This is a genomic window from Microbulbifer mixtoriginis (SeqCode), assembly GCF_052466715.1.
Map to the genome: position 1 here is coordinate 2,998,143 of NZ_CP174288.1, position 20,483 is coordinate 3,018,625.

The following is a 20,483-nucleotide window of genomic DNA, read 5'->3' on the forward strand; positions in this document are numbered from 1 at the left end:
TGGGTGGGCAGAGCCCACCCTAGCGCGAATAGCGCAAAGCCACCTGCAATCTGCGCCAGTCGTCCCGATTGAGCGCGTCCCGCGCCAAAACCAAGCAAAGAGAGGCGCCCATCTGATCACGCCCACGGATTACCAGCAACCACTGCCACACTACCAGCTCACCACAAAACTCAAATTCTCGTTCCACTCCACTTTCAGTACGCCAAAACCAGCGGCGGTCTCGGGTTGATAAGATCCCGCTCATCCGCTCCAGACGACGTTTTTCAACAAAGGCATAGAGGCACACAAGCAGCAGTGCCGACCAGAAAAGCCAGGAAGGGAGGTCACTCAACCACAGCAGCAATACCGTCTGCCCTGTGGCAAGCAATAAAAAGAGAAGAAGGAGAGGCGATCGCGCAACCACGCAGCTCAAGCGTGCGCTGCGCTCAAAAATTTGAGACGGCGGTCTACTGCTGTAAACCGGTGTTGTCACGGATGATCTGTACTATGCGCAATAGCTCCGGGTCGGCCGGATCTTCACGGCGCATGAACCAGGCAAATAGATCCTGGTCCTGCTCGTCCATCAGTCGCACATAACGCTGTTGATCTTCGGGCTCCAGGGTCTCGTAGATATTGTCCAGAAACGGCAGCAGCACCAGATCTAACTCCAACATGCCGCGGCGGCTGGCCCAAAACAGGCGGTTGCGATCCATACTTCATTTCCAACCAGATTAAAGTGCGCAGTATACCTGCTAGCTGAGCAAACTTGAAAAGGGGCGCTGTAATCCCCAATTAATGCCACCAAGACAACCGGAGGTGGCAACACTATGGACCAGCAACAGTGGCAGGATTTTCTCAGTAGCGAAGGCGCCATTTGGGAAGGCGGCAGAGCCCACTTCCCCCTTACCAGCAATGATGACCGCCAGGGCTTACATCTTATCGACCTCGGCCCCGTGGGCGCCGTTTCAATAGTAGGCCCCGATAGTCAGAAGTTTCTGCAAGGCCAGCTCACTTGCGACCTTGTAAATCTTCCCGACGGGCACAGCACACTGGGTGCTCACTGCAACCCCAAGGGACGCATGATCAGTGCCTTTAGTGCCCTTAAACTCTCCCAGAGCGAATTTATACTCCGCCTACCCCGCAATCTCGCCCCAATCGCCCAGCAGGCGCTGGCGAAGTATGCCGTATTTTTCAAGGCGGAACTTAGCGACACTAGCGATAACTCCCATTGGCTAGGCCTACAGGGAGAGGGTGTTGCGGAGCAGGCGGCACAACTACTGGGCTTCGAGGCCCCTTCTCCAGGCCAGGTAGTGACTTTCGATTTCAGTGGCGAGCGCTGTATCGCCCAATCGGTCAATGAGTTCCAATTGGCTCTGCTTAGCCCCAGCGATAAAACACAACAACTCTGGCAAAAACTCTCTCCCCATAGTGAAGCCACAGGTTACGACCAGTGGCAAAAGGGGCAGATCGAAGCCGGCATCCCCCAGGTTGATGCCACCACTTCTGAGATGTTTATCCCACAGATGACTAACCTGCACCTACTTGGCGGTGTGAGTTTTAAAAAGGGATGTTATACCGGCCAGGAAGTTGTTGCCCGCATGCAGTTCCGTGGTGCCGCCAAGCGTCGCCTGTACCGTGCAAAATGTGAGGGTGGTGATCTTCCAGCCAGTGGACTGGAAATTTTTGCCGACGGACAACAAAGCATCGGCAATCTGGTTGAAGCCTGCCACAGCGAAGAAGGCATAGAATTGCTCGCCGTACTAACAATCGCCAAAATTGCCGCTGGCGAAACCTTAAAGTTGAAAGATGGCCGCACCCTGGAACTTCAGGATTTACCCTACGATGCTGATGCCGACCCCTTAGCATAAGGGTAATTAACCGGCTGATTCACTTTTGGCAGATAGACCGGTATACAGTTCATACCGGTCTCAGGCGGAAAACACCTTTCCACACGGCCTTTAGTCAATGTTTATAACCATTGCCTCCATAGACCTGATAATCCACTCAGATATTAGGCAAAATACTCACAAAGTGACATTCCCCGTCGCCACTTTCACATTCAGACCATTAATAAACCAGCACCTACCTAATGCGACCAAAAGCTTTTCACTTAAAATAAGGTAATTACTGCTAATCCCATTAAAACACTTTATCTTCTTTCCACTAGTCTTACCCTGCTATATCCCATGTAAATACAGGGAAAGGGGTGACTCCATTGAAAGAGATGAATCAAATTATTGTTGCGCTAGAGTCCTGCATCGTATTAGCTGGCTTTGCCGCCATCGTAGGCACCCTCCAACCCAAGAAAAACAGGAAGATCACTAAAGGAAGAATTGTTTCCCTTGCAATGATAATTTATATCGGCTTGGTCAACGCACTCCTCGCCGCATTCACCTTAACACTTGCAAATTTTGGAATTAGTGATCAAACCCTATGGTCCACAAGTAGCTTTGCCATGTTCTTGGCCACAACCTTCTCAATAAGTTACTTATGGATAAAAAAGCGTCTAAAAACGGTTTCCAAAGCGGCAAAAATTATCTACTTTTCACTCTTTGGAGGCGCTGGGACCATGGCTTTTATCAATCTTTTGAACGCCTTTGGAATTGGCTTTAACAGAGAATATGGGCCTTACTTCCTATCCTTCGTTTTTAACCTATTTGTTGTTGGCTTTGCCTTCTCACGGCTACTTATGCGCCCCCTATGGGAAGTGGTGAGAGAAAACGAACTGCAACGCGCACGAAAACAACAAATTAATACGCAATGAAAAGCCTAAATTTCACACCACAACATATAAACCGTCGAAACATGTAAAAACACAACCAAAATAAAAAGTGCCATCAAAGAATAAAACGCCCACGCCTCAATAAAGATTTTGCACTAAAAATTTCGACGTTTTCAAAAGAAAACTGAAACCCCAAAAAGACAGCAAGTCACTAAAAAACATAAACTATCCTTTACACACCGATAAACCTCTCACAACATAACATCTCTGCCCAGGGCGCCAGCGGAAGATGGATACACTGCCGGGACAAATTGAACAACTGCTACATATTATCGAAGTATCCATTATTCTGGCGGGCTTTGCCGCTATGGTTGCGACATTTCAGTCAAGAAAGATGGAAAGTATCTCCAGAGGGCATGTCGTCTCTCTCGCCATGATTGTCTATATCAGCTTGTGTAGCGCCCTACTTTCTGCATTCTCTCTTGCACTGTTAAATTTTCATGTCGAGGCACGATATGTCTGGTCTATCAGTAGCAGCATAATGGGAATTGCTACTATGGGTTTTATTGTCTACCTATGGAAAAAAAGACATTTTAAATTTGTTTCTCCCGTAATGAAATTCACCTATTACGGTCTCTTTGCTATAGCTTCCTCCATTGTTATCATAAGCACCCTAAACGCAACCGGGATAATTTTCAAAAGAGGGTTTGGGCCGTATTTTCTTGCTTACATATGTAATTTGTTTTTTGTCGGCTTCGCCTTTGCCAGGCTCTTAATGCGACCTTTATGGAAGTCCGTTGAAAAGAAAGAATCCAGCCAGCTTCATAGCGCGCGCCTAAGAAAGCGCCGTTAACCACACAGAGAAGCCTCTGGATAATTCATGAAAAGTTATTTTCTAGTAGATCCAAGACCTAAAAAATCTGCTGCACAGTAAAATCAACAGTTATTCAAAAACCAAAGACCCCATACCTATTTTTCAAATAATAGATACGGGGTCTCTGAAAACTACCCAGCTGTAACTTCAACTATTTACCAGGGCTGTTCTTCACCAAGGTGAATAAATTGACCGTTAGGACCGTCACTATCAATCAAGGCAAGTTCCACAACAGTTCTCGCCCCTTCGGTCACATCCATTGGCGCCGCGCTGGTACCCAAATCGGTTTTAACCCAACCTGGGTGTGCGCTGTTTACCTTAATACCAGTATCTGCAAGACTTTGGCTCAAAGAAACTGTAAACATATTAAGCGCAGCCTTTGACGCATTGTAAGCGAAGGGCTTCACTGCACTCCAACCAGAGTTCTGGTCAGCATTCACAGCTAAAGAACCCAGAATACTACTCACGTTCACGATACGGCCAGCTTTACTCTTCTTTAGCAGTGGCAGAAGATCTTGCGTTAGACCAATTTGAGCGAATACGTTAATACTAAAAGTGGTGTTCAGATCCTCCTGCGAAACTGTTTCACTATTGTTCTGGCCCCACTCCCCCTCAACGATAACACCGGCATTATTCACCAGAATATCCAGCCGGCCATATTGCTCCGCAATCTTTTGAGCAGCTCGTGCCCTATCTTCAGCTTTGGTAATATCCAGCTCAATAATATCAATTGGTGCCACCTCACCATTCCAAGTAGCTTGAACGGCCTCCAATTTCGCTTTATCTCGACCAGACAGGATTACTTTGACTCCTTGGTCAGAAAGCTGCTTGGCAGCCTCCAGACCAATTCCTCGATTTGAACCGGTGATCAATGCAATTCGATCGTTAGACATGGTAAATCTCCTGTGAGTTAGGTTGCTTCAAACACAGGAGCATTCTATTATTCGAGAAAATAGAAACAATTATATAAAAAGAAAATGAATGTTCGCGAACTGGAAACAATCAGCCTTAGAACTTTATCTGTTTTTGTCCATGTCTGTAGGACATTAAACCTATCGCTGGCTGCAGATCAGCTAGAACTTCCTAAGTCAACAGTTAGTAAGGAGGTTTCAAGACTGGAATCCCACCTGAAAGCCAAACTATTGGATCGTACCACCCGGCGTGTTGCACTGACAGAAGTGGGGGCTATTGCCTATGACCGGGCTCTGCATTTGATAGAAGACTTTAAAACCATGCAAAATGATGTGCTGGTAATGGATCAGCAGGTCCAAGGCTTATTGCGAATCTCAGCCCCGCCAGCCCTGGGTGAATTTCTCTCCAAGAGAGTTTTACCCACTTTTTTGAAGCGCTGGCCAAAAATTACCGTCTCCCTAAACCTCACTTACGACTTTGAAGACCTCTTCTCCCAAGGCATTGACCTCGCGTTTCGTGTTGGCGACATACATGATGAGCGCCTGATTTCCAGAAAGCTTGGCAGTTCAACGCGAATTCTCGTAGCCAGCCCTGAATATCTCACCACACAGGGAAAACCACAGCAGCCCAGCGACCTAATAAGCCATAACTGCCTGAGATTTCAATTTAACCCTGGAGATACCGAGTGGGCGCTAACCTCTAAACAATCGACAGTGACTTTACCCGTTAATGGGAATTTCTTTTGTGCTAATATTTCAGCCCTGAAAAATGCGGCAGTCAATGGGCTGGGAATTGCGCAATTACCAATCAACAATATTATGGAAGAGTTAGGCAAAGGCTCACTCGTTAATATTCTTCCAGACTGGCATGTTCCACCAATGGACATTCATGCCGTTTACCGCCAGGGGCTCAATAAGCCCAAGAAACTCGCTGCATTATTAGACTTTCTTAAAGAGGAAAAAAATTTATTTAATTGGAGTATCTAGCAGGATGAATAGAAACCTATACAGTCAACCGCCAATCGCCCCTCACCTTTATCGCCACCAGAGTATTCCTTAAGAGTATTTGGGGCTGAATTTTTAACCTTATCTTAAGTAACATTACAACAACAAAAGCTCTCAAAGGGCTCCGCTCAAAATCATAATCCCAATAGGCAAAATTCTTTGCATTTAGAACCTCTCAGGAAAACACCCAGAAAGCCTACTCTTCTAACAACAAGCATCGAAATCAACTAAATACCAAGCTCTTAGATTTGACAGGAAGACTCTATTCTTCTCACTTTTTCCACAGAAGGAAACCCTGTTACCATCCCCCTTACAGTAGACTTTGTGACAGCAAACAGAGACTTGTTTAACTTGAGGCTTTCAGCCAACTCTGGCAGATGCGTCCCTTTGCCGCACAAAGCTTGAATTGCCGAATAAGTCCCATGTGACCATATCCCAAAAACCAAGCATATAAAACTGTCTTTATGGTAGGGGTTTTCCGAAAAAAATATAAACCCATAATCTTCTGTAATTGAATCTCCTAAAACACTCGACTTATAAACACTATCATCAACCTCATCAATCGCATAGCGGCCTAAAAAATCCATTTTGAACTTTTCATCTATTCTTCTAGTTAGCAATAAATCACGGCTCACAACATTTATAGCGGGCCCACCGACACAGATAAAGGTCTTGTGATCATCTACAAAATTATGAGAATCATGAAAAATTACTTTTCTTTTCGGATACACCCTCTCAATCCGATCCTTTAACAACTGTATTCCAAGAGACTCATCGTAGGGCATAAACAGCACATTATCAGGAATTCGACTTTGTGTTCTAGTAATCTCGGAAAACAGTGTTCTTTGCTTTATCAAAGGAAGCACCACGTGAATATCAGAGTCAGAATCACCAAAGAATTTATCCCACAGAGCCTTATAATCTTTTGCATCAAATTTTTTCTTTAAAATTGCTGCAGAACCAATAAAGCTAGCAGTAAGAAAAGCCTCCACAAATGGGGCCGAAAGGAAATCCAAAAGAAAATCTGCAAATGTTAGCACCATTTCCACCCCTAGTCAGGCCACCAGACACCCTAAAAATTTTATACAATGAAAATCTGTCAAATAAGGGGCAAACCTAGAAAACCCTTATTAAAGGTTGCAGAAATTTAAACTACAACCATTGTAGACAAATTGTAAATTCCATCAGTACGTGAATTTTTTTCTGGCGCTGAAATACATAAATGGAGAAGTGTTATTAAAAAGATTTCAAACAACTAAAAATCTTCCGACTTAGCAGATAAAAGATGCCCAGCATACTCACAAAAGCCGGAAGCTGGGCAAAGATATTATTAAGTAGACATCTACCGCACTGATAAGTGCTATTACACTTCCACAGCAACTCTTTCCAACAGATGCGCTTCCGGCAACGCCCACTCAATGGGCTTTTCACCTCGCTGCTGCAACCAGTGGTTAGCTTGAGAGAACGGCTTGGTGCCAAAAAAACCGCGGTGCGCTGAAAGGGGGGATGGGTGAGGGGCGCGTAGTACCAAGTGTTTATTGCGATCAATAAAACCGCCTTTCTTCTGTGCGTAACTACCCCAGAGTATAAACACTAGACCTTCACGCTGCTCGGCCAGCTTATGGATAGCGGCATCGGTAAACTGCTCCCAACCGCGTCCCTGATGGGCACCAGCTTTACTGTCCTCTACAGTGAGGGTGGCATTGAGTAGCAGCACTCCTTGTTCTGCCCAGGGTTGTAGGCAGCCGTGGTGCGCTGGAAGTATCCCCATATCAGAGTGCAATTCTTTGTAAATATTTTGTAACGATGGCGGGATTCGTACGCCGGGCATCACAGAAAAGCATAAACCGTGCGCCTGGCCTATCCCGTGATAAGGGTCCTGCCCCAAAATCACCACTTTCACCTGATCAAATGGGGTGGAGTTGAAAGCATTAAAGATCTGCCCACCAGGTGGATAGATGCGCTTACCAGCCTCTTTTTCTCCCCGCAGAAACTGACGTAGTTCCGCCATATAAGGCTTTTTGAATTCCTCGCTCAGCACATCGTACCAGGAGGGGTGAATCTTAACTTTTTCCGGAACCGGCATTATCAAACCTTCAGAATCTTTTTTACGTACTTTTGCAACTCGGGCACCACAGCCTCTTCAAACCAAGGTCTTCGCCGCAGCCAAAGTGTGTTGCGCGGACTCGGGTGGGGCAAAGGGAAATACCCTGCGGGCAGGGCATCACGGTAGTGGCGCACATTCTCTGTAATATTGCCATACCAATGCGGCAGGTAGTGTCGCTGGGCGTATTGTCCCACCAACAGCGTGAGTTGCAAGTGAGGTAGCTGTTGCAGCAAGCGCTTATGCCAGGTGACAGCACACTCCGGGCGCGGTGGCAAATCACCTCCTTTACCTCGCCCCGGATAACAGAAGCCCATGGGAATAATGGCAATCTGGGATTCATCGTAAAAGATATCCCTATCGATCGACAGCCACTCGCGCAGACGATCACCAGAGGGGTCATTCCATGGGATACTGGTGGCATGAACCTTAGTTCCCGGCGCCTGACCAATGATCAACAAACGAGCAGATTCTGCCGCTCGCAGCACCGGATTGGCTCCCAATGGCAGGTGGTCCTCACATAGACGACAAGCGCGTATCTCCACCAATAAGGTTGGTAACTTCTCGACGACCACCTATTGCGCCCCTTCGGGATAAGCTAGGTGTAACAGAAGCGCCCTGCGATCTTGAGGGTCATGTATACGGCTGATATTGTCGTTGTCAAACACTATAAAAATGCCCGTATCGCCCACTGCCAGCCCATCGCCTTTGCCCCCAGTGCGGGATACTTCATAGCCCAATTCAGAGGAGTTCTCTTGCTCCCAATAATCCAAGCACCACTGCGCCTTCAAGCTAGGTAATTCTCTCCGACATACCGCAGACGCATTGGGCTCCAAAGTAAACAGCGCGCCATCATAATAGGACAAACCCGCCAGGTTCTCTGATTGTCCGCGAAAATTTAGCCCCTCTACAGCCGGCGGTGTAAAAATTTGCACTCCCCCCTTGGGACCCAACTTAACTAAAGCACGGGGATCGCGCTCTAGCACCATCCAAAAATCATCGCCAACTTTCTGTAAGCCTACGCCTGAGAGGTTGTACCCCTGCATATAGCCCTGAGCTTTGGCTGTGGTCGACCACATATTTTCCAGCCAACGGCCCTGCCCCTGCATATCAACTTCGGCAATGCGGTTATAGCGCTCGCTCAACAAATACAAATTATTACCTACACAGCTGATTGCTTCAAAATCCATTGCCGCTGCCGGTCGGGTAAGATCCAATAAAAAGTACCATACGTTTGTCGGCCGATCTTTCTTTGGAACATTCAAACCAGAGAGTGTGACAAAGGGCTCCAGCTTGGCGTGAACACCCTTTAAAACGATCTGATAAACTTTCTCTGACTTTTTATCTGAAATAGTAAGAAGTCTGCCATCACAAAAAGTTAAACCAGAGAGGCTCAACCCTGCGCTGGCATTTACCCAATAATGCTGTACTTTTTTAGCGGGAATAATGTCAGCAGCCATCGCTGAAGGCACCAACAAACTGATAAAGAAAAATAAAATTCGCTTGATCACGATTTTTCCAATCCATCGAGAAATGAATGAACTAAAAGGATAATTAGTGATTTGGCGCATTCTTAGATCTTCTAATTCACCGTTTACCTTTCAGAGAAATGGAAAAGTCTCTCTCCATAAAGCCGCTGCCAACATACTCTAGATCGCTAATCACTAGGAAATAGCATAGCCACCATAATACCCATCGACAATTTTTGCGCTACAAGGAGGATAATACGATACCCGATTTAGGAGGCAGACTAAACCCAAGCCAAAAGTTGGCAAATAAAAGGAGAGGAAATGAAAAGAGTTCGACGCCGAGCGCAATAAACGTGACGCCGAAATTTATCGGCATAGTGCCAATAGAGCTGCAATTAATTTGCCATTTCCGGCATTGCAAGGTGTAGCAGTAACGCGCGCTTATCTTCAGGCTCTTGCGCACGGCCAACATTGTTATTGTCCAGCACCACAAAAATGCCCTTCTCGCCCACAGCCAATCCCTCACCTTTTCCATAGCGGGTTTCCTCATAAACACGCTCTGGAGACTCTTCAAGCGAGCGATAATCCAGACACCACTCCGCCCGTAGACTGGGCAATACTCTGCGACAAACTGCGTGCGCATTGCGCTCCAAGGTATAGAGGGCGCCGTTAAAGAAGTCCAGGCCGGCTAAATCCTCAGAGCGATCAGCAAAATTTAAACCCTCTACCTGTGGCAAAGTGAATGCGCTGGCTTCTCCATCTGAGTCCAGCTTCAACAGGCCCCTTGGCTCACGCTCCATCGCCACCCAGAAAGTATCGCCAGCTTTTACCAGGCCCTCACTGGAAGCGTTGCTCTTTTGTAAGAAACCTTGAGATTTGGCTTCACCCGACCAGATATGCTCTTGCCAGCGCGCATTCCCCTCTGGGTCCACCACGGCAATGCGATTGTAATGCTCACTAACCAGAAAGATCTGATTCTCACCACAACTAACGCCCTCAAAGTCCAGATCTTCTGCGGGGCGGAAAAACGCTTTAAAGCTCTCCCAGACATTAACAGGCTCGTCACGTTCCGGCACTCCTAGACCACTCAAACGCAAAAAGGACACCAGATCGGCGGAACCTTCGCTGAGCTCTAATGAGTAAACCTCTCTAGAATTCTTATCGGAAACTGCCAGCAACTTGCCAGCACAAAAGCTTAGGCCAGAAATATCCAGACCTTCGCTATTATCCACCCAATAGCTGGCTTGCAGCTTGGCGGGGGAAATCTCCACTGCCGCCAGCAAGGGGGAGAACAGCACGATAGCAATGCCAGAGAGATAATTTTTGATCACTGTGTAACCATTTAATCGCGGAAGTTATTAAATTGCAGTGGCTGTTCCAGTTCCTTACCACGAAGTAAGGCAATTACCTGTTGCAGATCATCGCGCTTTTTCCCGGTAACCCGCACCTGCTCACCCTGAATAGCCGCTTGCACCTTGAGCTTTTCATCTTTGATCAGCTTAACGATTTTTTTTGACAATTCTTTGTCCAGGCCATTCTTTAGGGTCACTCCCACTTTAACCAGCTTACCAGACTGCTCTTTTTCACCTACATCCATCGCCAGCGGATCGATATCACACTTAATCAGGGCACCGCGCAGCATATCCACCATTTGGTCTACTTGCATATCCACCTCGGCACGCACTACCAGAGAGAAATCGCTCATCTCCACTTCCGCATCCACGCCTTTAAAGTCAAAGCGATTGGTAACAGTGCGGTTTACCTGATCCACTGCGTTAGTCAGCTGGTGCTTGTCTACTTCAGATACAATGTCAAAAGAAGGCATTAAATTCTCGGCTCCTATTTCCAGATTTGCGGAGTAATCTCCGTATTGTGATCGTTATCGGCCAACCAAATATGGCCGTCTTGAATGGTGATACTGAAATCCATATTGCGCTCAACCATCTGTGCCAATTGCTCAGTCGTGTCCGCAGCGAGATTGTAAATTCTAAGGTTGTCAAAACGTTCGAGCTGATTCTCCAGCTTTTGCCACCAGATCGGTGCGGCACGACGCCCGTAACTGTATACCAAAACCCGCCCGGCACGGTTACAGGCCTTGCGCAAGCGCTCCTCAGCTGGAAGACCCACTTCTATCCATAGGTCGATTTCTCCACTGAGGCTCTTTTGCCATAAATCCGCCTCCTCATCAGATGAGAGGCCTCGGGTAAACTCCAATAAATCGGATGCATTGTGTGCAAACGCCAATAAGCGCACCATCATACGCTCATCTGTTTCTGAAGGGTGGCGCGCCAAGGTCAGCTGGTGTTCCGCGTAGTAGTCACGGTCCATATCGGCTATTTGCACCTTGGCTTTGAAAATTGTTGCTTTTAGTGCCATTTCGGCTCCATCTCTACGCCACCTTCAGCACTACAACTGAGGCGGACTATTCTTGGTTGGTTTACGGAAGAATAAGGATATTCCGCATGACCTCTGCTACCGGCAACAGCCTGCCAATTTGGCGCTGCACCATGCTGTGTCTGATGGCAAGTCTCATCAGTGGCTGCGGCGTAAACAATATCCCCACCTATGACGAACAGGTAAAAGCCACCTGGGCTCAGGTGGAAAACCAGTACCAGCGTCGCGCAGACCTAGTGCCTAACCTGGTGAAAACCGTTCAAGCCTATGCCGGGCATGAGCGGGAAACCCTTCAGGCCGTCACCGAGGCGCGCGCCAAGGTGAACTCACTTCAGCTGGACAGCAACCTACTCAACGATCCGGCCAAATTACAACAGTTCGAAGCCGCACAGGCACAACTCTCCAGCGCCTTGTCACGGCTGCTGCTTGTGGTCGAGCGCTACCCCAACCTCAAAGCCAATCAAAACTTTCTCAGCTTGCAATCCCAGTTAGAAGGCACCGAAAACCGCATCAGCGTCTCGCGCCGGGATTATATCCAGGCAGTGCAACGCTACAACCGTGAGATTCGCACTTTTCCCGGTCGTATTTGGCACGCCCTCCTATATCGAGATATGTCTTTGAGGGAGACCTTCCAGGCGACCAGCGAAGAGGCCGAGAAGGCTCCGGAAGTCAATTTCTAGTAGGCCGCCGGGAAACCCTTATGACACGCTCCCTTCTGACCTTGTTGACGCTCATTACAGCATTACTGGCTTTGGCTCTATGGGCCGAGGTACAGCTCCCTCCTCTATCCGGGAGGGTGGTGGATAAAGCTGAGCTACTAACCGCCGAAGAGAGATACAAACTTACAGAATTGATTCAGCAATACGAATCTGAGAGCAGTAACCAACTGGTGGTGGCCACCCTCCCAGAGCTCCAGGGTATCACCATAGAGGAATACGCCAATCAACTGGCAAGAGAGTGGAAGCTGGGCCACAAGAAGAAAAACAATGGGATTCTCTTCTTGATAGCTCCCAAAGAGCGCAAGCTCCGAATTGAGGTTGGCTACGGCCTCGAAGGTGCCCTCACCGATGCGCTATCTGCCAATATTATTCAAACCAAGGTTCTGCCGGAATTCCAGAAAGGAAGTTATGCCGGTGGAATTAATGCCGGCGTGAACTCAATTATTGCCGCCACCAAGAACGAATATGTGGCCGAACCGATCGAGACCAAGGAGGGCCGACGCCTGGCCTTTGTAGTTGGGCTATTTCTCTTACTGGTAATGCTGCATCTGTTTGGTAGCTCGGTCCTCAGCTCACCAATTCATGGGCGTAATTATAAACGCGGTCGCTTTGGCGGCTACTATGGTAGCGGAGGCTTTGGCGCGGGGCACCCTAGAGGAGGCTTATCCGGGACTGGTACAGGCGGTGGATTAAGTGGAGGAGGTGGCGGATTTGGCGGAGGAGGTGCTTCGGGAGGATGGTAATGCTTAGTAATAGCTATCAACGCCAGGTGGCGGAGGCCATCAAAGAAGTGGAGACCCAAACCGACGCGGAGTTGGTAGCTATTGTCGCGCGGGAAGCCGATAACTATTTGTATATCTCCACCCTTTGGGCTGCCTTCTTGACCCTGCTGTTATCGCCACTATTCCAATTCCTACCCTGGTGGCTCAGCTTTCAGCAAGCCTTTCTGCTACAGTGGGTTCTCTTTATCGCGCTGGCAGTACTGTTTCGCTGGCGGCCGATAACCATGCGCCTTGTACCCAAAAAGATCAAATACTGGCGCGCCTCTAACCTAGCCCGCCGTCAATTTCTTGAACAAGAGCTGCATAGCACCAAAGATCGACTGGGTCTGTTGATTTTTATTTGTGAAGCGGAGCACTATGTAGAAATTCTGGCAGATCGCGGCTTGGCTCAGCATGTATCCAACGACAACTGGCAGGTTATTATCGAGCAATTTGTACGGGAAATTAAGCGCGGTAAGGCTGGGGAAGCACTGTTACTCTGTATTTCCCAATGTGGAGACTTATTAAAAGATGCAGCCCCCTGTAGTGCTGTGAAAGATGAGTTGCCCAACCACCTGATTCTAATTAACTAACCTAATTTACTGCCCTACTTACCCTTCAGGCGTGATTTTAACGCCACAATACTTCTATACCTACGCTTTAACAACTCCTTCTACTAAGCTGCTGTAAAGGAGCAATAATCCCCATGAAAAATTAAAGCTTATGGTAATTATGCACTTATAAAAACCATTAAAAGTAAAAACTAAATCAGATAAAAGCAAAGTCAGCCACGCCAATTTAACAGTGCTTGGCAATTAATATTAAGATTAAAAAAATGTCAAATAAAAGCCTCAATATCCGTATGAAAGAATCCAGCTCACAAAAAAGTCCAGCGCCAAATACCAGTTACGCCTGCAACTACGGTGATCGCTCGCAACCAAAAAATTAGAAAATCCAATGAGAAAGATCTTAATTACAATTTGGCTATTTATATCGGCTTCACTGTCCTCCACTATCTGCGCCGATTATATCAATCTCACCGGTGCGGAGACTGCACCAAATATTGCAGAAATAGAGATACTCAATAACAATCTTTATATCAGCCTAGAGGTTTCTGCAGCTGATGCGAACGCGTTCTGGCCGGGAATACCACCCACAAAGAGTATTTATGAAATAGCTAGACTTGCTCTTGCACAAAAAGAGATCGCCATTGAGGTGCACTCCCCAGAGGGTAAAATTGAGCCGACTATAACCTCTGTCAGAATTGCCGAGAGAAAACCGAGAAACTCACCTTTTGCGGGAAGAATAGATCCAAGGACAGGCCTGCTAAGGCCGAATTTTCCAGCCGACAAAACCATACTGTTGGCAGATATCGAGTTTCCAATAAAAGGCTTGAGCAATCTGGAAATACGTCCACCACTGGATTCCGATGGGGCTGTCTTAGCCACAATAGGATTTACTAGTCAACACGGCCACACATCAGTAAGCAGTTTTCAATATTTGTCTCAAATAGAAAAGCTGAAAATTGATTGGGGAGATCCTTGGAATACTCGCTTTGAAAACCAAGCTATAAATCGGCACAATCGCTATCCCCTTAGATCTTTCCTCTACGTGGAACCTCGTCAGGTTCGCCACGAAATTTTATTGCGTCCAAGAGATTTATTACAATGGACCGACCAACCCTTTGATGCCTGGAAGCCCCTTACAGCCAAGCGAAGAAAAGAGTTAAGAGTAACTACAGAGAAATTCCTACAGAAAAAAAATCCCACTAGCATCAACCAAACTCTGGTTGAACCTATCAGCACGGAAACAATTTTTCTCAAGGCAAACGATACAGGCTTTACCACAATAGGAGAGCATGAGCGGATCGAGATAGGTTCATTACTGATCGGTTACCGGGAAAAATATCATGTTAAGGAGCTACCACAAAGTGTTACTATCGACTGGAACCTCTTTACAGAATCTATCAAATCAGTTCCCACACTCATACAAGATCCGGCTGGTCCTTTCCCAACACATGTTATGCCGGACTTTCCCGACATTCAATGGCGCAATTATTTATATGATTACCGTGCTCCCAATAGTGATCCAATCCCTATTGAGAATACCATAGCGGCCATACCCATGGCGGTGCTTTTCTCCTTCTGCTTTGCAGTATTTTTCATTCTCACCCTGCGTAGCAAAAAGGTTGAGACAAAAAACAAACATCCGATACTCTTTTACGGCATTGTGATTATTTGTGCCGTACCCATTTATTACACCCTTCCAAGTGAACTGCGCATCCCCCTGCCCGGCACCATAAACAAGCAAGAAATAAAAGAAATTACCGAGACAATACTTGATCGCCTTTCCGCTGCCTATGAAGAACCTCAAAGTGAAAAATTAAACGACCAGCTTGCCAACCTAGTAAGCAGCGAAAAATTTGATTTTACCGTCGCAAACTTGTCACAAGTTTACCAACCTCTAACCAACAGCGGCAATAAGGGTTCTATTAGATCTATCCGTGACCTGGAAATTGAGCACGCAGATCAAATGATCCTGAACGGAAATAAAACTTTCAGAATTATTGGAAAGTGGCATTCAATGATTGAAGATTACAGCTGGGGACATATGGAGCAATTACCGCGAGAAACTCGTGCAAGTATAGAAATAACCCAATCAGACAAGTATTGGAAGATATCCGCCTTTACACCACTATCTATACGATAAGCTTGCCACTAGAGTTGGTAACCAAGTGCCATGAAAAAAAATATCTCAAATTTAATTAACCTCCTTTCTTTTGCTCTGGCTCTCCACCTATCTGTAATATCTCAAATCACTGAAGCCCACTTTTCACTAAACCTAAATATAAGAATTCTACATATTGAGCACACCGTCAATGGAGCCAGCCTCTATATGAGACTGCCTCTTTCCTATTTACTGGCGGATAAGGCGCAACATGGTATTGATCCCTACTCGGGGAAAATTCCATATCAAGTACCATATACTCGCAACAGTTTGGAGAATGATCGGCTGGTTCACTATGTGGATGTCGAACAATTCACGATCGACCCTGAGGGGGTGGGCAATATTGTCGCAGCAGCAACACATATCCTCTCTGCCAATCAGGAGCTTAAAGGGTATGTAAAATCAGTACGTCTTTATCCTATTGGCAACGAGCCAGCTTTTGCCACGCTTGCAGAGGCAAAACGAGCCCTTTCTAATAACTTTGCACAGATGGCACTTAACAACTCACTCCATGTCAGTGACACACTGGTTGATATCCACATCCATTACCCTACTCAGCAACAGCTGGAAGAATATCAACTCTTTAGTTCCCTGAATCCAGGGCTTCCCGATCAAGAAAATACTGCAAATTTAATCCTCAGTTATAACCCTGGGAAAATCCAGGTTTTCCGCTCTAGGGGGCTAATGCGAGAGCCTGTTCAAATCCGTTATTCCAGTATAGATGCCATCAATACCTTTCTAAAGGAGGGCATGGTACATATTATTCAGGGGCTAGATCATGTGCTTTTTGTACTTTGTCTTAGTCTTGGTGCCCTCGCTCTCCCCTTATTATTCTGGCGTGTCACGGCCTTCACTATCGGCCACAGTATTGCCCTATCCGTAGGTTTCTTTGGTTTTATTCCTAGCACTGTCTGGTTTGTCCCACTGATTGAAACCGGAATCGCCATTTCCATAATCTATATTACTTGGCTTTCAATGAGACAAAAATCGATCGCCTCTATATCCACCGAGCGTACAATTCTTTTAACTTGCTTGATGTTGGGCTTACTGCATGGACTAGGATTTTCCTTTGTATTACACGAAATACTCAACATCAACTCACCTAATATTTGGCAGAGCTTGTTAGCATTTAATCTCGGCGTAGAGGCTGGTCAAATTTTAATAATTTTAGCAATCTGGCCTCTGCTTTATTTGGCCAGACGTCAACAGAAAAACTGGGAATCTAACCTACGCTACACAATTGCCACTACATGCTGCGCCATTGCCTTACTCTGGACTTTTGAGAGGGGTTATGAATTGGTGAACGTAATACAGCAAGAAAACCAACCCAGAACCAATATTACAATCAGCAACAGTAAAATCTAATTCATGATTTTACCAGAGAGGAAGTTATAAGCCTCATTATATCGAACAATAAATCTAACGATTTAAAGTTGAAGACAGCCACAAATCAAGTAGCACTCTATTTACTGGATTTGTAACCAAGAACCGAAAAGGTAATCTCCCCTATAGACTCAATGGAACAGGCCAACAACAAGGTATTATTTTTTATAACCATCGCTATTCGCCCCCAAGGGATCTTATTAAACTCACCAGCAGAGTGCATTCTGCACGCCATTACCCACTTCCCCCCTGCCTCATAACCAAAAACAAATTCGACCACACCCTACTTAGAGCTGAATGAAAATAGCATCCATATAACATATGGACATCTCAGAACGAATGGTATCTTTTAGCCTAAAGGAGAAAGTCACCGATATCATCATAAATTAAAAACCTACCATTAATAACTTAGTGTGTTTTCGAGACAGATTGCATTTACTTAATTGAATCAGGGGTTCTACATGGACGTCTAAATGCCCTCCAACACTGGAAACACTTACAGACTTTTATGTATTTTGCACTGAATAAGCCGGGATAAATAAATCCACTTCGCTACAGCCCCACTGGAGGCCTCTCAGTATGCATGACTACCAAATCTACACCCTAGAAGAGCCGTTCCTTGTATTATTTGCCCACCCTTTAATCGGCAATACTATTTCCATTAAATGGGCTAAAATCGAACAACAGGAAACTTACACAGAAAAAATGGGGATGCTACCCCCTAGTTACCAAGAATTAAAACCACCTACCCCACAAACAAGAGGGCCTGCTCTTAGGCTAGGTCAATCTAGAACAAATACTAATAGAAACTGTTTCATAACTTCTTTAGCGTAATTAACATGCAGGCAATATAGAAAAAAGCTCTGTATGAAGATAAGTAGCGATCCCACCTGACGACTAAACGGCGGTAGTTCCCTAGCCATGCAAAAGTTCGCTCAACTTTCCAGCGTCGCACATATCTCCTAAGCTTTCTGCCATCTTGTTTCGAAGGTTTTCTTCTATTCCTGCGGTGAGGGCAAATTAGGTCAATTTCACGGCGGGCCAAACTATGGCGTAGTGGATCAGAATCTGCAGCCTTGTCGTACACCAGTCGTCGAATTTTTGTATTTTCATAGGTAACATCGAGTAGTGGATGTAATAAATTTACTTCTGCTGGTGAGGCCGAAGTAACGGTGCCTCCCAATGGAATACCTTCGCCATCGACCACCACCATCCACTTTGTACCCTTGCCTCGCTTAGTTTTTCCGACTTCTGCTCCCCTTTTTTTGCTGAAGCAAAGCTACCATCCGAAAAGACTTCTTCCCAATTGAGCAGGGATCTTTGATCGAGCTGTCCGAGAAATTTTCTCCAAGCCTCCAACCAAGCGCCTTGCTCTTCCCAAAACTGGAGCCTTCTCCAGCAAGTACTCGGCGAAGGGTAAGATGGGGGGAGATCCTTCCATCGTGCTCCTGATCGCAAAATCCACAAGATACCTTCAAAACATGCACGGTTATCAATGGGTTTGGGACCTCCTTTTCCACGTTTTAGCTGGGGAAGGCAAGGCTCAATCAATTTCCACTGAGCGTCGGTTAATTCTGACTTAAATCTACTCACACTTACTGGTCTTATCATTCCATGAGGTCGCAAGAATAACTGATTTCAAGTTATGAAACAGCTTCTAGCCAAAAAGATGCTTCCCTCCATTTAAAACTTACAAACATTCAATCTCGGGGGACATGATGATCCTTAGCAGATAGGTTGGTAAAGTACTCTTTCTACGACAGCAAAACTGGGCCAGTGGCCACACACCAAATCAGATTATCCTCGCCAGGGCAATACCACCTCAATCAATAACAAGCACCAAAACATAACGAATAGCCTTGCTTTTACTTAACCACTATTTAAAGGCTTGAATCGCTGCTTTACATATTAGTATTACCAAGGGAATATTGGATAAAGCGAAGACAACAAAGCGAAATTCTATTTTATTCACCAAAGCTTGAACAAGGCTATGAATCACTCTTAAACCCACATATGCCCAAGCAGTATAAACGATAAACTCCGTGGCTGCGCCTAGAAAAGCCAATGAGAAAACTGCTGCGTAAAATAGAGTAGGCTGCTCCATTAAATGATTATAATTATCCGCCTTCCATCTAACCCTTGCCGGAAGCTGTGACATCTGGACTCCGGATGGCACTTTAGAATCCAACTTCATTTTCATAGATGCAATCGCCGGCAATCTTGTTGCATACATCCAAAACCACATAACCATTGACCAAACCAGCAAAGCCACCACCGGTTGAATTAATTGAACCGTTGAATTCATCTTATTTCCAATAGTTAAATTTTTATTTCCAATAATGCACTGGACCATTAGGGAAGCAAAATTACGAAGCTTAAGTTACATCACCTCACCCACCAACTCATAGCTATAAAACTTAATCTAACTCAACATGCAAAAGCAGGTACGGATTCCCTCAACCATCCAACTGCAATTCAACAACAGTAACGTCTAACTTTCTTAAAAACCCAGGAATTGACCTCTAAATTCATCGATATTTTTCTGTTACGCCTAACTTTTATCAAATATCTAGCACAGCAAGGGTACCGGCCTCAGACCCTATCAACTCAAGCGCAACAAGCAACATTTCAACAATCCTATCATTCACCCTACAGAAACCAAACCCCCAACTCCATTTATCACGTACAGCAAATCAACTTTATAAAAATATTTCTGCATAATAAAAACTTACATTTAAAAAACACCTATATTTATTTGATATTTGTTACCATACACTCATAAAATTCTGGAGCTTCAGAGGACTCAAGCTTACTGGCTTTTGCTACATTAATTTTGAAAAAACACCCCAAAAACTAAAGTGCAAAAGTATCCCCCAAATAGATTGCGTCACATACCACTAACCATTTTACTTACCACCCCTTGATTGCGATATTTTGGAAGAATAAAGATATCAGGCATTTACATACCAACAATTTCGGCTTGCTCTATAGTTACAAAACCAGCAATCTTATCTTCACCAGAATAATATATCCATCACATTCTTCATTGCCAGATATCACATCACTTAAATGCTCTTCATCTATATTGTACCGACCTCTACTATCAACAACTTCCAAATTAAAGGATCTCTGATAATATTGATAGAACTGCCACAACATAAAAAACGCGTCTGCATCACCTCTAATAGCCTTACGCACTATAATTCCATATATCTTTGCAGACTCATAAAGTGATAACTTCAACCATCATTATCATAACTGCCATTTAAAATGGAAATTTGCTCCTAACTTAAACTTTCCAGCAAGTCAATCAACCACAAGAATAGAAAATTAGAACCAAATAGAATCATTTGTTATATTTTCACCCCTTATCAGCGCCCACTTTAAAAAATTGATCACAGAAAAATTTTTTAACAGATTTTAATTACTAATAAG

22 protein-coding genes and 1 pseudogene are annotated in these 20,483 nt (G+C 45.4%); 9 read left to right on the forward strand and 14 right to left on the reverse strand.

Annotated elements, in window-relative coordinates; genetic code table 11:
* Positions 1-19 precede the first annotated feature (19 nt).
* Both ACJJH9_RS13240 and ACJJH9_RS13245 read right to left on the reverse strand, forming a co-directional pair.
* A complete protein-coding gene (locus ACJJH9_RS13240; protein ID WP_444902781.1) occupies positions 20-472 on the reverse strand; it encodes a protein YgfX in 453 nt (150 codons plus the stop codon).
* The gene (locus tag ACJJH9_RS13245) at positions 447-692 is read right to left on the reverse strand and encodes an FAD assembly factor SdhE (protein WP_252082577.1); all 246 of its coding nucleotides are present in this window, start codon (positions 690-692) and stop codon (positions 447-449) included. The genes ACJJH9_RS13240 and ACJJH9_RS13245 overlap by 26 nt, the downstream gene beginning before the upstream one ends.
* Before the next feature lie 114 nt (positions 693-806).
* Here ACJJH9_RS13245 and ygfZ point away from each other — a divergent pair, with 114 nt between their 5' ends.
* From ygfZ to ACJJH9_RS13260, 3 genes are all read left to right on the forward strand, one after another.
* Positions 807-1,847, forward strand: coding sequence for a CAF17-like 4Fe-4S cluster assembly/insertion protein YgfZ (gene ygfZ, locus ACJJH9_RS13250; RefSeq protein WP_444923058.1), 1,041 nt, complete (start codon positions 807-809; stop codon positions 1,845-1,847).
* Between the two features lie 347 nt (positions 1,848-2,194).
* Entirely contained in the window at positions 2,195-2,743 is a 549-nt protein-coding gene (locus ACJJH9_RS13255; protein ID WP_444902783.1) for a hypothetical protein, read from the forward strand.
* Between the two features lie 247 nt (positions 2,744-2,990).
* A complete protein-coding gene (locus ACJJH9_RS13260) occupies positions 2,991-3,554 on the forward strand; it encodes a hypothetical protein (protein ID WP_444902784.1) in 564 nt (187 codons plus the stop codon).
* A gap of 176 nt (positions 3,555-3,730) precedes the next feature.
* Here ACJJH9_RS13260 and ACJJH9_RS13265 read toward each other — a convergent pair whose 3' ends face one another.
* The gene (locus tag ACJJH9_RS13265; RefSeq protein ID WP_444923059.1) at positions 3,731-4,468 is read right to left on the reverse strand and encodes an SDR family oxidoreductase; all 738 of its coding nucleotides are present in this window, start codon (positions 4,466-4,468) and stop codon (positions 3,731-3,733) included.
* Between the two features lie 84 nt (positions 4,469-4,552).
* Here ACJJH9_RS13265 and ACJJH9_RS13270 point away from each other — a divergent pair, with 84 nt between their 5' ends.
* Complete coding sequence (locus tag ACJJH9_RS13270; protein WP_444909096.1) at positions 4,553-5,473, forward strand: LysR family transcriptional regulator; 921 nt, start codon at positions 4,553-4,555, stop codon at positions 5,471-5,473.
* Between the two features lie 260 nt (positions 5,474-5,733).
* Here the strand turns inward: ACJJH9_RS13270 and ACJJH9_RS13275 are convergent, their stop codons facing one another.
* From ACJJH9_RS13275 to ACJJH9_RS13305, 7 genes are all read right to left on the reverse strand, one after another.
* The gene (locus ACJJH9_RS13275; protein ID WP_444902786.1) at positions 5,734-6,534 is read right to left on the reverse strand and encodes a hypothetical protein; all 801 of its coding nucleotides are present in this window, start codon (positions 6,532-6,534) and stop codon (positions 5,734-5,736) included.
* Between the two features lie 320 nt (positions 6,535-6,854).
* Positions 6,855-7,577: a uracil-DNA glycosylase gene (ung, locus tag ACJJH9_RS13280; RefSeq protein WP_444902787.1), complete on the reverse strand. Its 723-nt coding sequence runs from the start codon at positions 7,575-7,577 to the stop codon at positions 6,855-6,857.
* Between the two features lie 2 nt (positions 7,578-7,579).
* Positions 7,580-8,170, reverse strand: a complete 591-nt coding sequence (locus ACJJH9_RS13285) for a uracil-DNA glycosylase family protein (RefSeq protein ID WP_444923060.1) — start codon at positions 8,168-8,170, stop codon at positions 7,580-7,582.
* The gene (locus ACJJH9_RS13290; RefSeq protein WP_444923061.1) at positions 8,171-9,106 is read right to left on the reverse strand and encodes a hypothetical protein; all 936 of its coding nucleotides are present in this window, start codon (positions 9,104-9,106) and stop codon (positions 8,171-8,173) included.
* Between the two features lie 353 nt (positions 9,107-9,459).
* Positions 9,460-10,395, reverse strand: coding sequence for an esterase-like activity of phytase family protein (locus ACJJH9_RS13295; RefSeq protein WP_444884207.1), 936 nt, complete (start codon positions 10,393-10,395; stop codon positions 9,460-9,462).
* An 11-nt stretch (positions 10,396-10,406) separates the two neighbouring features.
* The gene (locus ACJJH9_RS13300) at positions 10,407-10,889 is read right to left on the reverse strand and encodes a YajQ family cyclic di-GMP-binding protein (protein WP_252082598.1); all 483 of its coding nucleotides are present in this window, start codon (positions 10,887-10,889) and stop codon (positions 10,407-10,409) included.
* A gap of 14 nt (positions 10,890-10,903) precedes the next feature.
* On the reverse strand, positions 10,904-11,440 hold the full coding sequence (locus tag ACJJH9_RS13305; protein ID WP_252082600.1) for a YaeQ family protein: 537 nt from the start codon (positions 11,438-11,440) through the stop codon (positions 10,904-10,906).
* 86 nt (positions 11,441-11,526) lie between these two features.
* Here ACJJH9_RS13305 and ACJJH9_RS13310 point away from each other — a divergent pair, with 86 nt between their 5' ends.
* From ACJJH9_RS13310 to ACJJH9_RS13330, 5 genes are all read left to right on the forward strand, one after another.
* Positions 11,527-12,138 carry a LemA family protein gene (locus tag ACJJH9_RS13310; RefSeq protein ID WP_444923062.1) on the forward strand — a complete coding sequence of 204 codons (612 nt, stop codon included), beginning with the start codon at positions 11,527-11,529 and terminating at the stop codon, positions 12,136-12,138.
* A gap of 20 nt (positions 12,139-12,158) precedes the next feature.
* Positions 12,159-12,920: a TPM domain-containing protein gene (locus ACJJH9_RS13315; protein WP_444923063.1), complete on the forward strand. Its 762-nt coding sequence runs from the start codon at positions 12,159-12,161 to the stop codon at positions 12,918-12,920.
* The gene (locus ACJJH9_RS13320; protein ID WP_252082606.1) at positions 12,920-13,531 is read left to right on the forward strand and encodes a TPM domain-containing protein; all 612 of its coding nucleotides are present in this window, start codon (positions 12,920-12,922) and stop codon (positions 13,529-13,531) included. The genes ACJJH9_RS13315 and ACJJH9_RS13320 overlap by 1 nt, the downstream gene beginning before the upstream one ends.
* A gap of 364 nt (positions 13,532-13,895) precedes the next feature.
* The gene (locus ACJJH9_RS13325; RefSeq protein ID WP_444923064.1) at positions 13,896-15,647 is read left to right on the forward strand and encodes a hypothetical protein; all 1,752 of its coding nucleotides are present in this window, start codon (positions 13,896-13,898) and stop codon (positions 15,645-15,647) included.
* A gap of 30 nt (positions 15,648-15,677) precedes the next feature.
* Entirely contained in the window at positions 15,678-17,030 is a 1,353-nt protein-coding gene (locus ACJJH9_RS13330; protein ID WP_444923065.1) for a HupE/UreJ family protein, read from the forward strand.
* Between the two features lie 832 nt (positions 17,031-17,862).
* Here ACJJH9_RS13330 and ACJJH9_RS13335 read toward each other — a convergent pair.
* From ACJJH9_RS13335 to ACJJH9_RS13350, 4 genes and pseudogenes are all read right to left on the reverse strand, one after another.
* Positions 17,863-18,294 (reverse strand): annotated as a pseudogene (locus tag ACJJH9_RS13335) (IS5 family transposase); the annotation flags it as partial.
* Positions 18,192-18,659 (reverse strand): transposase, encoded by a 468-nt coding sequence (locus tag ACJJH9_RS13340; RefSeq protein WP_353505443.1) that lies wholly within the window; start codon positions 18,657-18,659, stop codon positions 18,192-18,194. The pseudogene ACJJH9_RS13335 and the gene ACJJH9_RS13340, both read right to left, overlap by 103 nt.
* A gap of 265 nt (positions 18,660-18,924) precedes the next feature.
* Positions 18,925-19,353 (reverse strand): MAPEG family protein, encoded by a 429-nt coding sequence (locus ACJJH9_RS13345; RefSeq protein ID WP_444923066.1) that lies wholly within the window; start codon positions 19,351-19,353, stop codon positions 18,925-18,927.
* A 686-nt stretch (positions 19,354-20,039) separates the two neighbouring features.
* Positions 20,040-20,246, reverse strand: a complete 207-nt coding sequence (locus tag ACJJH9_RS13350; RefSeq protein ID WP_444923067.1) for a hypothetical protein — start codon at positions 20,244-20,246, stop codon at positions 20,040-20,042.
* Between the last annotated feature and the right edge of the window lie 237 nt (positions 20,247-20,483).